This window comes from Erythrobacter sp. KY5 (genome assembly GCF_003264115.1).
Classification (GTDB): domain Bacteria; phylum Pseudomonadota; class Alphaproteobacteria; order Sphingomonadales; family Sphingomonadaceae; genus Erythrobacter.
Genome location: NZ_CP021912.1, coordinates 1,318,628 through 1,337,270, shown reverse-complemented (window position 1 = coordinate 1,337,270; position 18,643 = coordinate 1,318,628). Strand labels below are relative to the sequence as shown.

Here is an 18,643-nt window from a genome sequence, read left to right as displayed (position 1 = left end):
GGAGCCTACTTCTCTTTCATGATCCAGACCCCGTCCCAGTCATCGCCCGGCGGAGCCTCTTTCATCAGCTGGCAGCGGTCGATATAGGTCTGGCTGAGCTTGTCGTCAGGGTTCGCTTCCATCGCCTTTGCGAAGAAGCCAGCCGCCCGGTCCCATTGCTGTCCGCGATAGAGCTTCACGCCTTCATTGAAATTGCCGAGCACATCCATGAGGTTCGGGAAAGTCGCATCGGAGTGGTAATCAAGGCATTCGTACACGCCCACTGGCTCCGACTTGCCCTTCACCACGACGCGGTCGACTTCGCGCAGGCGATAGACGCCCTTCAGTTTGGCGACCGTGTATTCGGACAACAGGATGCGCGCCGAGTACTGCTTGCACGCGCTTTCAAGCCGCGCGGCAAGGTTCACTCCGTCGCCGATCATGGTGTAATCCATGCGCTTTTTCGAGCCGATATTGCCCGCGACGATCCGGTCAGTGTTGAGGCCCAGACCCATGTCGAGCGGCATCTCTCCGCGTGTCTCGCGCTCTTCGTTCCAGCGCCACAATTCGGAGATCATGTTGATCCCCGCGCGAAGACCCCGATCCTCGTCATCGTCATGGCCGACAGGGATGCCAAAGGCGGCCATGATCGCGTCACCGATGAACTTGTCGAGCATGCCGCCCTGTTCGGAGATGCAATCAACCATCAGCTCGAAATAATCGTTGAGCAGCGCGACAGTCCCCTGCGCGCCCAGCTTTTCGGTGATGGTGGTAAAGCCGCGAATGTCGGAGAACAGGACGGTTGCTGTCGTATCCTTTCCGCCAAGAATGTCGTCCTCGCCCCCGCCTGCGAGCATTTGCGATGCAAGGCCGGGGTCCATGTAGCGCGACAAGGTCGATTTGGCGCGTTTAGCGTCGGAAATGTCCTCAATCATGGCAAGCGTGCCGAGCGAAGTGCCCTCTCCCGATTCCATCGGCAGCACGGTCACGTTGGCGGACACGGTCTCGCCTGCAAAGACAAGCTCGGTATCTGGCAGGCTTTCTGGCGTACGCCGCTCAGACACGCGGGCGATCTTGTCGATCAGCCACTGATTTTCTTCACCCAGAACCTCTGCCGCAGACTTCCCGGTCAATTCATCGGGTTCGCAGCGCAGGATGCGTGCGCCGGCCTGATTGCAGGTGCGGTTCGCGCCTTCTTCGTCGAAGGTAATGACACCGTTCGACATGGATTGGAGCATGCTCTCATTGTAATTCTTCATCGACTGGATGTCGGCAAAGAGCTTGGCATTCTCGAGGCCGATGGCGATTTGCGCGGTGAATGCCTTGAGGCGGCTCTCGTCTTCTTCGTTGAAAGGCCCGCCGCGCTTGTTGAGCACCTGCGTCACGCCGATCGTCTCACCCGATTTGTTCACCACCGGAACGCAAAGGATCGAACGGGTGAAGAAGCCCGATTGTTTGTCGAAAGCCGGGTTGAACCGAAGGTCGGTATAGGCATGAGGGATGTTAATCGCCTCGCCGCTGGTAAACACCGATCCTGCAATGCCAAGGTGATTAGGCAGGCGAATTTCCATCGCGTCGAGCCCTTCGCCAACATGGCTGAAAAGCTCCGCGGTCTTCTCATCATTGATGAACAGTGTCGAGCGTTCGGCATCCAGCATCGCTGTCGCTTCCGTCATCACGCGGCGTAGCAGGGTGGTGAGCTCGAGTTCCGAAGTCATCTCGGAAACGATGTTCAGGAATTCGATCTCGCGGCGGCGCGAATCTTCCATCCGCTCAACCAGCTGCATCGATTCCAGCGTAATCGCGCATTGCGAGGTGATGCCTTCAAGCACCTGCAGGTCCTGTTCGGTAAACTCGCCGGTGACCTTGTTCAGAACCTGCGCGACGCCAATCGTTTCGCCCCGAGCGTTGCGGATCGGGCTGGCGAGGATAGAGGTGGTCTTGAACCCGGTCTGCGCATCGACATTCTTGTTGAAGCGCGGGTCATTGTAGGGATCGCGGATGATAAGCCCTTCGCCGCTCTGGAACGTCGTTCCCGCAATCCCGATCGTATCGAGAATACGGATTTCGCGGCGTTTCAGGCCCTGCGCAATCCGGCTGTACAACTCGCCAGTCGACGGATCGTGCAGAAACAGCGAACCGCGCGCCGCGCCGGTCGTCTCCACCGCTACCGTCACTAGCGTGTCGAGCACCGCGTCGAGAGTTTCGAGCGACGCCACCTGGCGCGATACGTCGAGGATCATCTGCAACTGCTTGAGGCGCTGTGCCTGGGTCAGGGTCGTCTTTTTCGCCGGCGCCCTCTCTTCGATCTTCGTTGTCTGCTCGTTCATGCCTGAGTCTCCGTCAGCCGTTCGCGCAGGTTCTGGACCATCGCTTCAAGCTCGCTGATTTCATCGCGGTGCGCCCGGATCATCGCCTGTTTTTCAGATGCAAGACTGGCACGCAGATTATCGATGACGATGCGTTGGTCCCGAAGCGCCTGCTGCAACTGAGCGGCTTCTGCATGGGCGCTCTGACGTTCGGCCTGCAGCGCCTGTTCTGCATCTGCGCGCTGGTCTTCCAAGGCGTCCCGAAGAGCCTGTGCCGTGTCTTTCAGCTCGCGAATTTCGGCGGCCGCTTCGGCCCGGACTGCCTGGACTTTACTGGCAGCCTCATGGGCTTCCGCCTCCAGCCGATCGCGCAGGCCCTGCGCTATATCCTTGAGCTGAGCGATCTCGCCGGCGGCTTCGGCTTGGGCCTCCTGAACCAGCCTGCGCGCCTCATGTTCCTTGTCTTCCAACGCGTCGCGCATAGTCGCAATCGCACGTTGCAACTGGCGGTTCTCCGCAAGCGGATCGCTGCGGAATTCGGATAAGTTTTCAGACATGCTAATTTAGCTTCGTAAGTTCCCCAAACACCGGGAATTCGCTTCTGTCGAGCGATCAACCGGACCATGCACCCACGCGACCATCGAACCATAAAGCGCAGGAATCAAGGGCATTTACCCTAGATCTGTGAGTTACCTTGTTAGCGCACAATGCGCGGGGCGGTTCGCGTATTAACTCTGATCTGGCGTATTACAGCTTAATGAACTCAAAATATGGGGTAAAAGCGTATGTGAACGGTCCCATGAGACATCGTTTCCCCAAAAAATAAGTATTCCAATCACTTGCCGCAGACCCCGATTTTCGCCAAGACGCATTCTATCTAAGAAAATGCCACAATCGTGGGGTTTGCCGGCTCGGGGACGGCAAGGGGGAAAAATGAGCACGAAGAAGGCCTGCATTGCAGGTGGCCTGGCCCTATCGGTCGGGCCGGTTGCGATGATGACCGCAAGCGCCGCGAATGCACAAATCGCGCCTACCCGCGAAGAGCTTCAAGGAATTGCCAGGACCGAGCAGCTTCCCGCACCACGGTTGAACATCGAAGGGGGCATCGAGCGTTCGCCATGCGCTCTTGCCGACCCGCAATATGCAGACGTCACACTGACGATCCGCGAAGTCAATTTCAACGGACTGAAAGGCGCAGCGCCCGAAGAGCTTGAGCCGGCATGGAAACCTTTTGAAGGTGAGGAGCACCCGGTCGCGGTTCTCTGCGAAATCCGCGATGCCGCTGCGACGATCCTGCGCAATAAGGGATATCTGGCAGCGACCCAGGTCCCTACCCAGCGGATCGAGGATGGCTCGGTCAATTTCGAGGTTCTGTATGGCCGCATCAGTGCGGTGCGCGCACGCGGCGAAACGCGCGGCGCCGAAGCCAAGCTTCAACAATATCTTGGCCGCCTAGCCGAAGACGAGATCTTTGACCGCAACAAGGCGGAGCGCGCCTTGCTGCTCGCGCGCGATTTGCCCGGCTACGCCGTCAACCTGACGCTTCGCCCCGGCGGCGAAGGTCCGGGCGACCTGATCGGTGAAGTCACCGTCCAGCGCGAGAAATACGCGTTCAATTTCGCAATGCAGAATTATGGCGCTGATGCGACAGGTCCGCTCGGTGCGCAGGTGCAAGCGCAATTCTTTGGGCTGACCGGCCTCGGCGATGTGACCTCGCTATCCTATTTCGCCAGCAGCGATTTCAGCGAGCAGCACGTCATCAATGCAGGGCACGAATTCCGCCCCGGTGGCGACGGGTTGGTCATTGCGGGCCAGTTCACTTACGCGTGGACAGCGCCCGATCTCGGGACCGCTGCAGCCGTCGGCGTACCGGTCGCGGACCTTCAGGCAGAAACGCTGGTTGCGGGGATTTCGGCTGGCTATCCCATCCTGCGAACGCAGGGCGAGAACGTCTTTGCGAGCGCAGGCTTCGACTACATCGACCAGGACGTCGATTTCATCGCCCCGCTCTCGCGTGACCGCATTCGCGTGGGCTGGTTGCGGGTCGAGTACGACTCCATCGACCTCGCCAACCGCGTACCGCAATATCAGGCATCCGCCAGCCTCGAGTTCAGGCAGGGTTTCGATATTTTCGGCGCCTCGTCTGTATGCCTCGGCCCGACCTGCCCGGCGGATCAGATCAATCCGGGAAGGCTCGATGGCAGCCCGACCTCGTCGATCATTCGCGCGACCGGCGATCTGGAACTCGCCCTTTCGCAGCTGTTGGCGCTGTCCTTCAGGCCTCGAGCGCAATGGTCGCTCGGCGGCGGACTGTTTGGATTTGAGGAGTTCGCTGCCGGTAACTTTACCGTCGGTCGCGGCTATGATCCGGGAACGATTATCGGAGACGATGGCGTTGCCATGACGACCGAATTGCGCACGACCACGCTTCCACTTGGTGGACCGGGCAACATGGCGATTCAGCCTTATGCCTTCTTCGACCTCGCAAAAACCTGGAACGAGGGCGCAGAGCCAAATGACGAATTGTACTCGACCGGCGCAGGTGCGCGCCTGTCGTTCGCAGGACGTTATGGCCTTGATGCGCTGGTCGCGGTGCCGCTCAAGCGCGCCGGTCTTCAGACTGAGCGGGGCGATGTTCGCGTGCTCTTCACACTCACTGCAAGCTTCTAAGCGTTAGGAATTGATCGTGGCCTACAAAACCCAGCTGAAGATGGCGCAGTGTTCTGCAATGGCCCTTGCAACGGGGATTGCCTTTGCCTCGACGCCTGCCTTCGCGCAGTCGTTCGAAGGGCAAGGCGTCGTCGCCGAGGGTGCAGCCACGATCACCGAAGGGTCTGGCACAACCAATATCACGGTCGAATCCCAAAGCGCTGTCATCGACTGGACGCCTGATGACAATCAGGGCATCGGCGACATCCTGTTCCAGCAGGCCGGGACCACGGCTACGTTTGAGAACGGCACCGGAATCGCCGACTTCGCCGTTCTGAACCGCATCCTGCCGTTCGACCTGTCGCGCCGCATCATTCTCGATGGCACCATCATCTCACAGGTTCAGGGCAATATCGGGGGCACCGTCTTTTTCTACACGCCCGGCGGGATCGTCATCGGGTCGAATGCCGTTATCGACGTAGGCAGCCTTGGCTTGACGACCGCTGCGCCAGTGACCAACGGCAGCGGCGGCTTTATCAATGGCAGCAACCAGGTTCAGTTTGGCCAAGCCGACCCTTTATCAAGCATCACGGTCGACCAGGGCGCGCAGATCAATGCGCTGGCCGAGGGCAGCTATGTCGCGCTCTTTGCCCCGCGGATCGAGCATAACGGCGATATCAATGTAAATGGACAGGCTGCGCTCGTCGCAGCCGAGGCCGGTACGATTACCTTCAGTCCTGATGGTCTGTTCAGCATCGAAGTCGCTATCGGCACCGAGGATCCTCAGGGCATCACGACGCGTGGTTCGATCCGCGGTCCGGCCAGCACCGGAGCGGGCGACAACCACCGCATCTACATGGTGGCGGTCTCAAAAAACACCGCGACCACCCTCGCCATCCAAGGCGGCAGCGATCTCGGCTTCGACATAGCGCAGGGCGCTTTCGTGGCCGACGGCGCCGTGGTCCTGACCGCAGGCTACGACATTATCGTCGGCGATACCGATAGCACGCTCGTAGGAAACGAAGACGATTCAATTGTCATCGACACCTTCTTCAATGGCATCGGCACAGACGTCTTCATCGACAGCAGTCTTACCGCGCTTGCTGCCGGCAACATCAACACGACCATTTCAGACACCGCTGGCTTCTTCGGCGATGTGTCGCTGCGCGGGGGTGAAGTAAACACCAACGTTTTTGGCGGCGCAGTACTCGACGTGCTCGGTAGCTTCACCGCCCAGAGTTTCACCCCGCGATTTGGCGCCGATGCAGGGTCTGCCCGTTTCGATGTTTCTGACGGTGCCCTTGCCAATATTGATGGCGATCTGAGCGTCGTGAGCCTTGCCCCAAATGACGTGAATGGCGATGGGATCGTCGAATCAGGGGTCGCGACCGTCTTCGTCGGCGGCGCGGGCTCGATCCTCAATGTGGGCCGCGATCTGACCGTTCGCACCGCTACCGGTGGACCATTCGGCGGCGCGAACATCGGTACTCGCACGAATTTTGCCGGTGTTACGATGGACGGCACGAGCACGCTGAATGTCAACGGCGTCACAAATGTCAGCACCGATGCGATAACCAGGGGCGGCGACGCGACATCCGGTCTTGCGCAGGTTCAGGTGCTCAATGGGGCGCAGTTCACGACAGGCGAGTTGAGCCTCAGTTCAGCCGCGGTGGCAGGCGGTCCGATTGACTTCCTTGGCGGTGATTTCAATTCCGACGATGGCGGAAACGCCATTGGTGGCGGGACCGATATCACCGTTAATGGCGTTGGCAGCAATCTGACGGTGCTTAGCCCAGCAGATGTGGGCCCGCTCGAGTTCATGAACGCCGTCGCAGTCGGCGGATCGAGTGAAATCGGGTTCGGAGGCTCGGCACAGTCGGGCAGTACGAACCTCAATGTCATCGGCGGCGCGACTATCAATCTTCCCGATGTCGCCGGTCGGCCGCTGGAGATTGTGAACGTCGCGATCGGCGGAGCGACCGGTGCGGACGGTGCTTTGGCTGGCAATGCCGAAACCGGGTTCAGCCTCTGGCAGGTTAGCGACAGCACGGCGGATCTGGGACGCCTGAGCTTCGAAGTGAGAGCTGTTGGGGGGAACGTCGATTTTCCGGCGGTTGGATCGCAGGGCGGCAACGCATTCCTCGGCTCCACACGGTTCGATATGTTCAACGCGGATGTTACCGTTGCCTTCGAAGGCATCGATTACACTGCTATTTCAGGCACCGGGTCCGACGCCGGACTTGTCGGCGACATCACGGCCAACAGTTTCGATATCAGTCCAAACAATTCGATCCTGAATATTACCTCCGACCTTGTTGCGACCGCAGTCAGCATTGATGGCGAGGGGCAGGACGGTCAGGGTCAGCGTTTCTCGCTATTCGCCAATGGTTCGGATGTCTTCGTCGACGGAGGCATCTTCTTCACCGGAGGTTTTGCCCAGGTCTTCGCGGAAACTGAATTTAACTCCGGCGCTCCATCGGCAATCGAAGTAGCGAGTGACGTAGCGCTCATCTCGAACCTCGGCTCGTTCGGCATCGATGTGGGCGGAGCGGAACTTACGGCCACGCAGGGCTCTTCGATCATCATCGGCGGCGACTATACGGCGCGCGCAAACGCCTCGAGCGATAGCGACGGCGATGGTGTGATACGCAGCAGCAACGCGACAATCAGCGCCCGCGACGCCGGCAGCCTTATCATCGTTGGCGGAGACGTAACGCTTGATGCAAGCGTGAACCTCAGCGGCGACTCTTCCGGGATCGCGGTTGAAGGTGGATTTGCAGAAGTCTTCCTTGATTCCGGTGGCACGATCGACGTTGGCGGAATGACGCGAATTGCCACCAATGCGATTGCTGGCGATGGCGGCACGGCGCGCGGCGGCAATTCCCAAGTGAACATTGTCAACGGCAGTGCATTGAACACAGGCGGACTGTCGGTCAATTCGCTTGCAAGGGGCGGAGACGATATCGGTTTTGGCGCTGGCGCCGCTTCTGGTGGTTCGGCGCGCCTTACCGTGTTCGGTAATGGCAGCTCGCTGGATATCGCGACGGGCAACCTAAATGGTGACAACTTGCTTTTCGCAGGAGCGTTTGGCGGCAACGGCGTGGTCGGCGCAGGCGGCTTCGCGGACCGTGGCTTTATCGACTTCAACATTGCGGATGGGGCGAGCGTAAACTTCGTCGATGTACCGACAAGCCCCTATGTTATCCGAAACGTGGTAACGGGCGGCGATACCGAGGCGAGCGACAGCTTCGGTGGAGACGCAACCACGGGGAACATCTTCGTCAGTATTACAGGTTCCAATGCAAGGCTTGGAACTCTCTCGGTCGTCCAGACAACAAGGGCTGGTTCGGCCTTCGGACCCGCTGAGCGCAGCTCGGGCGGCAGCGTTTTCTCAGGCTTCAGTCAGTTCAATATCTTTGGCTCGGACATTGAGTTCGGTGTCGGCAGCATTGATTTGAACGCCACTGCTGGCTCCGGATCAAACGACGGGTTGGGCGGAGACGGGACGCTTACAGTAGATCCCCTTGCTTTCAATTTCGAAGACAGCACGGTCGACATTCTTTCGGGAATTCAGGCCTCGGCCTTCGCATTGGATGGCGATGGCACTGTCGGAAACACCCATGGCATCTCTTTTGATTTCAGAGGCGGTGCTGCAACGATCGCGGGGGACGTCGCTCTGGTTGGCGGGTTCGCTCAGATCAGTGTCAATCAGGATTTCAACACCGGCATTCCGGGCTCGCTCCTTATCGATGGCTCGGTTTTCCTCGACGGAAGCGCGCCGAGTTTCGATAGCGATGCCGGTTTTGCAGCCCTGAACGCTTTCGGCGGATCGAGCCTCACTGTGCGCGGCGACGTGACGTTGGCATCGAGTGCGGTCGACGATCAGGATCTAGACGGCATCGTCCGCAGCGGAAACGCTACGATCGATATTCAGAACGACGCCATCGCCATTTTCGAAGGCAATGTCACACTCGATGTCAGCAACCTGCGTGACGATGCGATCGATGGTCTGGGTTCAGCGGGTGGGTTCGCCCGCATATCCGCGTTCGGAAACAGCGATGTCGACATTGCAGGCATGCTGCGCATCAGTGCCGATGCGGTCGCAGCGTTCGGCGGCACCGCATTCGCGGGAACCGCAGAGGTGTTCGTATCGCAAGGCGGTTTCCTGTCCGTCAACGAGCTTGGTCTCTCCGCAGATGCGCGTGGCGGCGATGACAACGGTGACATCGCTGGCGACGCTATCGGTGGATCGGTTCAGATTAGCGTATCTGATCCCGGCAGCCTGATGCGGGTCCTGTCCCCTAACGTCACCGGTAATCCAGCCACAGGCGGGCTCGACTTCATGTCGGCCAATGCCTTCGGCGGGCAAGGCGTCACAAGCAATGGCGGATCCGCTTTCGCAGGCAGCCTGAACTTCAATGTGTCGCAAGGTGCGCAAGTCGAGCTTCCCGATGTGGTCGGCAGCCCGCTGTTGATGACGAACATCGCGATTGGCGGCGACACGTCTGCCAGCGATGCGGAGGGTGGTTTCGCCCAAACCGGCAGCAATTTCTGGAGCATCACCAACACCGCCACGGATCTTGGGCGCTGGTCGATCCAGATGCTTGCTCGCGGCGGCTCGGCTATCGGCAATGCCGAGCGCACAAGCGGCGGCAGCACGTCCGGGCAGTTCAGCCGCTTCAACGTCTTTGGAAGCGACGTCTCGATCGCTCTCGATCAGTTCACCTTCGACCACTTTGGCGGCAACGGATCGAGCGACGGGCTCGGCAATGGCGGCAACGTCGAGGTCGGCACACTGGCTTTCGACATCGACCAGTCAATATTCGATGTCGCAGGCGATTTGATCCTCGCGGGGTTCGGACAAGGCGGCTCAGGCCAGATCGGCGGCAATTCCTTCACCCGCAACCTCGGCCCCACTTTCATAGATTCGACGGTGACCATCGGGGGAGATTTCATCTCCTCGATGACCTCGCTTGGCGGGTCAGGTCTCCAACGAGGTGGCGACGCAAACACCGACTTCATCGGGGTGACGTTTGGAGGGCTGGTCAATATCGCAGGCGCGGTCGATGTGAGCGCGACCGGGATCGGCGGCAACTCCGTCAACGGGGCCGGCGGTAATGCGAACGTGGCCGCCAACTTCATTGCTGCGCGCGCCGATGGAGAGCTGAATACGCAGTCGCTTTCGGCATCGACTACCGCAGTGGGCGGTTCGGTAAGCGCGGGCGGCGTCGGTGACGGTGGGCAGGCAACGGCTGACCGGTCGTTTATCGGGTTTGAGGCAGATTTCGATCGTCAGACCGGAGAACCAATACCCGGCGGCGTAAGCACTTTGAATACCCAGGTCGAGCTTGTCGCTTCGGCAACCGGCGGTGATGCCGGGGGGCTCGGCGGGAATGGCGGCCAGGCCAACAGTAACGGCGCCGGAATCGAGACCTTCAGTGGCGCCGATGGCGTTATAAACGGCAATGTCGATCTTCTCACCGAAGCGACCGGCGGCAGGGCAGCTAACGGGCTAGGAGGCAGCGCATTGAGCGGTGCTGCTCAAGTAGTTGCTGTCGGCGGCGGCATTTTCATTGATGGCGACGCGGTGTTGAACGCGTTTGCGACCGGCGGTGACGGACAGACGGGCGGCAATGCAGAGGGTGTGAACCTGAATGTTTTCGCGCAGCAGGGCACGCTCGACATTTCAGGCGTCCTTGATCTCAGCGGCAGCGCAGCGGGCGGCAACGGACTGGCTAGCGACACTCCGGGTGCCGGCGGCAATGCAAGCGGTGCTATCTACCGCGTCGACGCTTTCAATCTTCCGGGCGAAGCGCCCTCCCTTGTCACGTTGGGTTCGCTCGACGTCGATATCACGATCCGGGGCGGCAACGGCGGCGATGGCCTTAACGGAGCTGACGGGGGAGCCGGAGGCGAGGCCACGAATATCAACGGGCTCATCTTCGGTCGCGCTTTCGACGGTACGCTTGTGGTTGATGGCGCGACTACTATCGACCTGCTGGCATTTGGCGGCAACGGTGGTGCGGGTGTGAATGGCGGCGCCGGCGGCGATGTCGTTGGCGGCAATCTGAACATCGGCACGGCCAGCGGAACTTCCATCCCCGATGCCGTCAATGGCTCGGCGACGTTTTCGACCATCACGGCGTTCCAGCAAAATAGAGCAGGCAATGGCGGTGCCGCATCAACCGGCACAGGCGGCGATGGCGGCCTTGCTCTGGGCGGCAATATGTCGCTGCTCGTACGCGGGGCCAACGTGACAGCGGACAGCATCACGTTTGAAACCAACGGGATCGGCGGTAATGGCGGGTCCGGCCAGACGCAGGGCAATGGCGGCGACGGTGTCGGCGGCAGCGTGCAGGCAGCGGTCACCCAGGCGTTCGAGAATCCGGGTCGCGGCAGCCTCGACCTTGGCAGCTTCTTCGCCCGTTCAAGAGGGGTCGGCGGCAGCGGTGCCATTGCTGGCGCAAACAACTTTGCGCGGTTTGGCTCTTTCTTCGTTCGCCAGGCCGACGCGCAGGTTGGATCGATCGATATTCAGCTGATGGGCGACACGCCGGCAGACTTCCTGTTCGACGATGGCACCCCGGCGGCGACCACGCCTTTCGGCCTGGTTCTCGAGAATGCGACACTGACTTCGGACGTGATCGACATCGCCACGTCAGGCGAATTCCAGCTCACCCTCGACAGTTCGCAGATCAATTCGCGCCTTTTTGCGATCAACGCAGCCGCGATTGTTCTTCCTGAAGCCGACCCGAACGCGCCGCCACCTGACCCTGCTCCGGTTCCAGGGACGGTCACTGCGACACAAGGCCTGCAACTCATTTCGTCTTCGGGCGGCATTACGACGGAAGCGAATCTGGCAACGCAGGGCACGCTTCTGATCGACTCCGCTGCCGGCATCGATGTCGGCAACCTCACCGCGGGAACCCTGTCGCTTAACGCAGCGAACGGCATGATCATGACCGGCGCGGTCAATTCGCCGGGTGGCACGGTCACGATTACGACTGAGGAATCAATCGAGCTTGCCGGTATCATCGCAGACTCGGTCATCGCCCGCTCGACCGGCGGGGACATTTCGTCGAGCGCACCAATCGTGCTCACGGGCTTGCTCGATCTTGACGCTGCCGGTGCCATCACTCTGACCGATGTGGTCGCGGCATCTCTGATCGCACGCTCGCGCAGCGGCAACATCACGCTCGACGGCGTGTTCGACTTTGACGGTATCGTCGACCTGCTCTCGGCGCAGGGCATCACACTGGGCGATATCGGCGCAGGCTCAATCAATGCCGTTGCGCAGTCCGGTGACATAATCTCGATCGCGCCCATTACTCTGGACGGTCTGATGGACCTCAACGCCTTCGGAGCAATCCAGCTTACCGACGTGACGGCGGGTTCGCTGAATGCCGTGACTGAATCAGGCAATATCGTGCTCGACGGGGCCTTCGATTTTGTCGCTACAGTCGACCTGCTTTCAGCTGGCGGAGTATCAATTGGGCAAATCGAGGCAGGCTCAATCGATGCCGTCGCGCAGAGCGGCGACATCAACCTGCTCGGCGTGGTCAATGTCGACACCACGCTAAGCCTGGAAGCATCGGGCCTTATCCGGCTGGCGCAAGTTACGGCAAATGCGCTGCTCGCACGTTCGTCCAATGGCGATATCGAAGGCGAAGAGGACATCGACGTCGCAACATCAGCGATCTTCGATGCCGCCGGTGCCCTGACCTTGCAGTCGGTGTCAGCGCAAGACCTAACCGCGTTCGCACGGGGCGGCGATGCGACGGTGATAGGCGACCTTAGCCTGGCGGGAGCGCTGGACGTGCTCGCTACCGGCGCGGTCAATACGGGCAATATCAGCGCGAACTCGATCCAGCTCCGTTCCTCTACCGCAGGCGTTTCGACCGGAACGCTGACCGCAATCGACGGTACGGTCGCGATCAATTCGGCGGCCTCGATTGCGCTTGGAGGCATTGAAGCAGGCTCGATCATCGCAACCTCAACCGCAGGCGATATCTCGTCGAGCGCGCCGATTGCGCTGACCGGCCTTCTCGACCTCAGCGCCTTCGGATCGATTGCCCTCGCCGATGTGACGGCGGGATCGCTCAACGCGATGACTGCCAACGGAGCCATCACCCTTGATGGAGTGTTCGATATTGCGGGCGCTACCGACCTCGTCTCGGCGACGGGTATCACCATCGGCGAGATCGCTTCGGGGTCGCTGAACGCACAAGCTCTCGGCGGCGATATCACACTGATCGGCCCGGTAACGGTCGACACGGCGCTTACACTCGATGCGACCGGGCTTATTCGTCTTGCTCAGATTACGGCAAATGCGCTGCTCGCGCGTTCGTCCAACGGCGATATCGAAGGCGAGGACGCCATCGACGTCGAAACATCGGCGCTGTTTGACGCAGCGGGCGCACTGACGCTTGGTTCGGTCGATGCGCAAAGCTTCACCGGCTTTGCGCGCGGCGGTGCAGCGACGCTGCTCAGCAATATCACGCTGTCTGGCACGCTAAACCTGCTTGCAGACGGCGCGGTCAATACGGGCAGCATTGTTGCGTCGTCCATCCAGCTGAGTTCGGCGAGTGCTGGCGTTTCGACCGGGACGCTGACAGCACTCGACGGAACGGTGGCGATCAATTCGGCGGCGTCGATTGCGCTTGGCGGCATTGATGCATCCTCGATCGTCGCGACCTCGACCGCAGGCGACATCACATCAAGCGCTCCGATCGTTCTCGATGGGCTGCTCGACCTTGATGCATTCGGAGCAATCACTCTGGCCGATGTGACGGCAGGCGCTCTCGATGCGAGGACAGCGAATGGCGACATCTCGCTTTCTGGCCTGACGGACGTCGAAGGCGCGGTGACGCTGACGTCAGCAGGCCTTGTCTCGCTTGGAAACGTTACCGCCGGCTCGCTCTCTTCGCGCGCGCTTGGCGGCTCGATAATCGGCGATGGTCTTGTCGAAACAATTGGTGCGGTCAGCCTCGAGGCTTTCGACGCGATCGGGCTGGATGATATCACCGCGGGATCGGTCAACGCGGTTGCCGCAAATGTCATCGAAATTGGCGGTACGTGGCAGGCGCAAACCATCAGCGCGACCGCCCCCGACTTCTTTGTCGGCGCGGAAGGTCTGGTTGCGGCCGGTGAAAACGGGACCCTGCGCATCGTTTCGAACAATCCGAACGGCGTCCTGGTTGGCACCGGCGGAGACGAATTCGAAGGCCAGGTTTTCGACGCCGATCAACTCGGACGGCTGCAGGGCGGCGAGGTTCGCATTACCGCGCTGGGCGGCGACAATGGCGGCAGCCTGACCCTCACCGACCTCGATCTTGGTTCGACAAGCGGCATCAATACGCTGTCCCTTGGCGCGCCGGGTCTGGGCGGAACCATTCGCGTGACCGGAACGGTCGAAGGAGGCAACGGCGTCGATCTGAGCTTCTTCACCACCCGCTTTGAACTCGACACGACCACGGGCCGGATCGACCTGATCGGCAGCGGTGGCAATGTCTTTATTAGCGGATCGAACATTCTCATCGGCGAAGGCACGCTGCTCGACAGCCTGACCGGCGAGGAGACCGCCGAACAGCTGGCAGAGCTGTTCAATGCAGGGGCCACGAACGCCCAGCCTGACGGCGTGCTGACCGGCGTAACCTTGAGCTTGTTCGCAAACGACCGCCTGCTGATCCAGAACTCTGGCACCGAAGAACTGCCTGCCGGTTTCCTCGTCGGCGGCGCTGGCAATCTCGTGATCGGCGGTAGCATCAACGAAGGAGCGGTGGCGATAATCAGCGGCCAGATCCTGGGCGCTGACGGCGTGACGATTTCGGGCGACGATGCAGCGACTGCGATTCTCGGAGCGCTGGAAGGCAACAGCCTCTTCACAGCGGGAAGTCAGATCAACACCTGCCTGTTCACCGGCTGCATCGCAGAAACCGCTGGCGAAGTGACCTCGACTGTCTCGGCTTCCGTCAATGGTGCGGTCAACACCGGCGGCTCTGGTGGAACAGCTGGCACGGGCACCGGCTCCGGCGCAGGAAGTGCTGGCTCCAGCGGCGGCGAGTCCGGCGGTGGCACTGGCGAAGGTGGTGACGGCGGCGACGATGGCAGCGATGACGGCGGCGAAGATTCCGACGATACGGGTGCAGGCGCAAGCGCAGGCACCGTTACTGGCGGCAGCGACGGCAGCGGCGACGTAAACGCCGACAATGTCGATGATGGCGGCGGCGGGAACGAAGACTTCGAACTCGACGACGGCGGCGAAGACGGTGGAAGCGATTCCGACGGCTCCTCGGACGAAGGCGACAGTTCCGATGAAGGCGACTCGTCCGACGAAAGCGAAAGCGAGGGCGAAGAATCGGAAGAGACCGAAGAATCGGAGGAATCCGAAGAGGAAGAGGCGGAAGAGGAAGCCTCTGAAGAAGAAGAGGACAGCGAAGGCCCGACCAGCGGTCCGATCAATCCTCCACCGCCGGTTATCAACACCAACACGCTCGAACAGCGTGGCACCATCAACGATCCTATCAGCGGCGCCGGTAATCCGGCCCTGCTCGACCCACAGATTGAAGTTGGTCCCATATCTGAACCAGGAGGCCAGTAATGAAAATCAGGACCATCGCCTTGGCCGCAACCGGCGCGGCAATGACGCTCACGGGAGCGCTGATGGTAACGCCTGCGGCCTCGCAGGACGTTCCGCTGTCGATCCGCACCAATTTCCGGGTTGGCGACGCAGGCGTCCGCTGCACTGCACAGAATGCGCCCGCAGAACCGCGTCTCAAAGGCATGTTCGACCGCGCCTATCGCCTCACCTGTCGCGATGCGGCGGGAGCGGTGGGCACGCTGCTGGTCTTGCGCGATCCATCGGGTGTGAGCACTCAGCCAACAGGTGCGGGCAACGAAACCCAGTGCCAGTCGCCCGAAACCGACAACATCGACATGGTCGGCGATGTCACCAAGCTGACCTGCACCGACCAGGTGGTCGGTGTGTCCTATCGCAGCTACTCATTTGAACGCGATGGCCGAACTTACATCGTCGAAGGTGTTGCGGGCTACGATCCGGTCCTGCGCCTCGCCGTTGCGTCGGTCGTGAACGAACGCGCGCTCCCGGGCACCATCGAAGTGGCTCAGACCGAAGTGAGCGATGCTGCTGCCTTTGCCCGTGTGCAGGCTGGTGCGCTGAGCGAATTTGACGCCCTGACCGAAGCCTATCTGCGCAACAATTCAGGCCGATTTGCCGAAAGCGGGCAATTCTTCGAAAACCTGCTTGGACGCACCGAGCAGAGCACATCCGCTTATGCAGAGGTTCTTGCCAATCAAGGTCTTCAACAAAGCAATCTTGGCAATTTCCGGGCAGCCGAACGCCTCTTCAATCAGGCTGATGCCTCACTTACCCGCAACGATGGCGTCGCCCAGCGTTTGATCCGCAACTATCGGGCGATCAACTTCCTCAACCGCCGCTTCCCCGAAGCCGCGCTCGATGCGCTCGCAGCTGAGATGCGCGAAGTCACGTCGCAAACCGAAACGCTCTCGATCCGTGAAGGGTTTATCGACAACCCGCTTTCCGCTCAGATCAACCGTGAAAACGTCGCACTCCAGCGTATCGGCGGAGTTGAACTAGGCCTGTCGCCGCTCGAACGGGCCGAACTGCTCGACGCGCAGGCCGATGCAATTGCGGGGTCCATCGCACGCCAGCAAAACCGGCTCGAAGACGCTCGCATGCTGTTGAGGCAGGCTGACGAACGGATTGCGGATGTCCGCGAAGGACGGGTCGCCTCGGCGCGCTGGTTGCGCTCCGAGATCGCTATCGAACGGGCCTTGGTCGCCGAAGGACTGGGCCGCAACGATGTTGCCATCAATGCCTACGACATCGCCGCCAAGGCTATCGCACGCGATTATCCGCAATCGCCGGTGCTACTTGCCGCATTCGCAAGGAAAGCAGGCTTTCTCCTGCGTATCGGCCGGGATAATGAAGCGCGCGCGCTGTTTGGCGAAGTGGTCGACCGTGCTGCCAACACCACCGACAGCGGTGCCAGCCTTCGCAACCTTCTGCAGCCCTATTTCGAACTGCTGGCCGAACAAGGCACACCCGAAGCAACTGCAGAATTCTTCACGGCCTCACAATTGCTCCAACGCCCCGGTGTTGCGCAAACGCAGGCCATTCTGGCTCGCCAGATGTCCGAGGGGGACGACGAGGCTTCCGCGCTCTTCCGCCTTTCGCGCAACCGCAGCCGTGAAATCGCTCGAACGCAGGCCCGCGCCGACCGGCTTGCCGCGCTGACCGACCCGACGCCGCTTCAGGCGGAAGGTCTCATCGCAGCGCGCGATACGCTCCAATATCTGCGTGCCGAACAGACCGCGCTGGTGTCCAAGCTTGCTGATTTCCCCCGATTCCGGGCTCTTTCGCCAACGCGCCTTCAGCTCTCGGAGTTGCAGGCGGAGCTCAAGCCGGGCGAAGCCTATTACAAGGTTGTGCTGCTGGGCGAAGAAGTCTTCACGCTGTGGATCACACAAAAGGATGCGCGCAGCTTCAAGATCGAAGGTGGCCTTGACGAGCTGGACGATGCGGTCGCCTTCATCCGCGATTCCATCGTGATCTACGAAGCGGGTGAGACAACGACTTACCCCTACGACGTCGAGCGCGCGCGTGAACTTTATCTCACCTTGTTCGGGCCAGTCGAAGCCGAAATGGCAAGCATCAAGCATCTGATCTTCGAACCCGACGGTCCGATGCTGCAATTGCCGCCGCAGGTGCTGATTGCCTCGCAGGAAGGCGTGGATGCCTACCTCGACCGAACCGCAGACGCACAAACCGACGAGGAAATGTTCGACTATCGCGGCATTGATTGGCTCGGAAAATCGCGCGATGTTTCTATCGCGGTGAGCCCGCGCGGCTTCCTCGACATCCGCCGGATCGCGCCGTCGAAAGCGACCAAAGCCTATCTTGGCCTTGGGTCGAACGCCCTTCCCACGGGGCGTGAACCTTCGAGCGACCCGTGTGCGTGGGGCCTCAACACCTGGCGTGATCCGATCGATCCGGGTGAGCTGTTCTTCGCGGCCCAGCGCTACGGCGAGGCGAACAGCAACGTCGCTATCAAGGAGGAGTTCTCGGATACGGCGCTTCTCAAGAACGATGATCTGTCCGAATATCGGGTGGTGCACTTTGCAACGCACGGCCTCGTCACCGCGCCTCGCCCCAACTGCCCTGCCCGCCCTGCACTTGTTACCTCATTCGGGAACGAGGCATCGGACGGTCTTCTGACCTTCAAGGAGATTTTCGACCTTGAGCTGGATGCCGATGTGGTGATCCTTTCTGCTTGCGACACGGCAGGCATGGCCACGACCGCAGCCTCGCGCGAGGCGGGCGTTGTCGGGGGAGGCAACTACGCACTCGACGGGTTGGTACGAGCCTTCGTCGGAGCGGGCGCACGGGCAGTGGTCGCAAGCCATTGGCCGGTTCCGGACGATTTCGATGCAACGCAAAGGCTCGTACAGGGCCTCATTTCGGGCAACCAGAGTGCAGGACTTTCAGGCTCGCTCGGAGATGCGCAGCGCGAGCTTATGGATGACCCGAACACCTCACACCCGTTCTATTGGGCGGCTTTCATCGTGCTCGGCGACGGTACCAAGCCGATCGGCAGCAACTAAACCGGTCAGCATCGATACGAAAAACGGCGCGGCACCCCATAAGGTGACCGCGCCGTTTTCCT

Annotated in this window: 5 protein-coding genes; 3 read left to right on the top strand and 2 right to left on the bottom strand. The window is 60.7% G+C overall.

Features of this window, described 5'->3' with window-relative positions:
• Positions 1–5: 5 nt before the first annotated feature.
• Both CD351_RS06290 and CD351_RS06285 read right to left on the bottom strand, forming a co-directional pair.
• On the bottom strand, positions 6–2,309 hold the full coding sequence (locus CD351_RS06290) for a GAF domain-containing protein (protein WP_174214249.1): 2,304 nt from the start codon (positions 2,307–2,309) through the stop codon (positions 6–8).
• Entirely contained in the window at positions 2,306–2,845 is a 540-nt protein-coding gene (locus CD351_RS06285) for a hypothetical protein (protein WP_111991808.1), read from the bottom strand. Before CD351_RS06285 ends, CD351_RS06290 begins: the two co-directional genes overlap by 4 nt.
• 376 nt (positions 2,846–3,221) lie before the next feature.
• On the opposite strand from CD351_RS06285, the gene CD351_RS06280 reads away from it, so the two are divergent.
• From CD351_RS06280 to CD351_RS06270, 3 genes are read left to right on the top strand one after another with little or no spacing between them, the layout of a single operon-like run.
• Positions 3,222–4,958 carry a ShlB/FhaC/HecB family hemolysin secretion/activation protein gene (locus CD351_RS06280; protein WP_111991807.1) on the top strand — a complete coding sequence of 579 codons (1,737 nt, stop codon included), beginning with the start codon at positions 3,222–3,224 and terminating at the stop codon, positions 4,956–4,958.
• A gap of 16 nt (positions 4,959–4,974) precedes the next feature.
• Positions 4,975–15,537, top strand: a complete 10,563-nt coding sequence (locus tag CD351_RS06275; protein WP_162627632.1) for a hypothetical protein — start codon at positions 4,975–4,977, stop codon at positions 15,535–15,537.
• Positions 15,537–18,581 (top strand): CHAT domain-containing protein, encoded by a 3,045-nt coding sequence (locus CD351_RS06270; protein ID WP_111991805.1) that lies wholly within the window; start codon positions 15,537–15,539, stop codon positions 18,579–18,581. Before CD351_RS06275 ends, CD351_RS06270 begins: the two co-directional genes overlap by 1 nt.
• Positions 18,582–18,643: the final 62 nt, after the last annotated feature.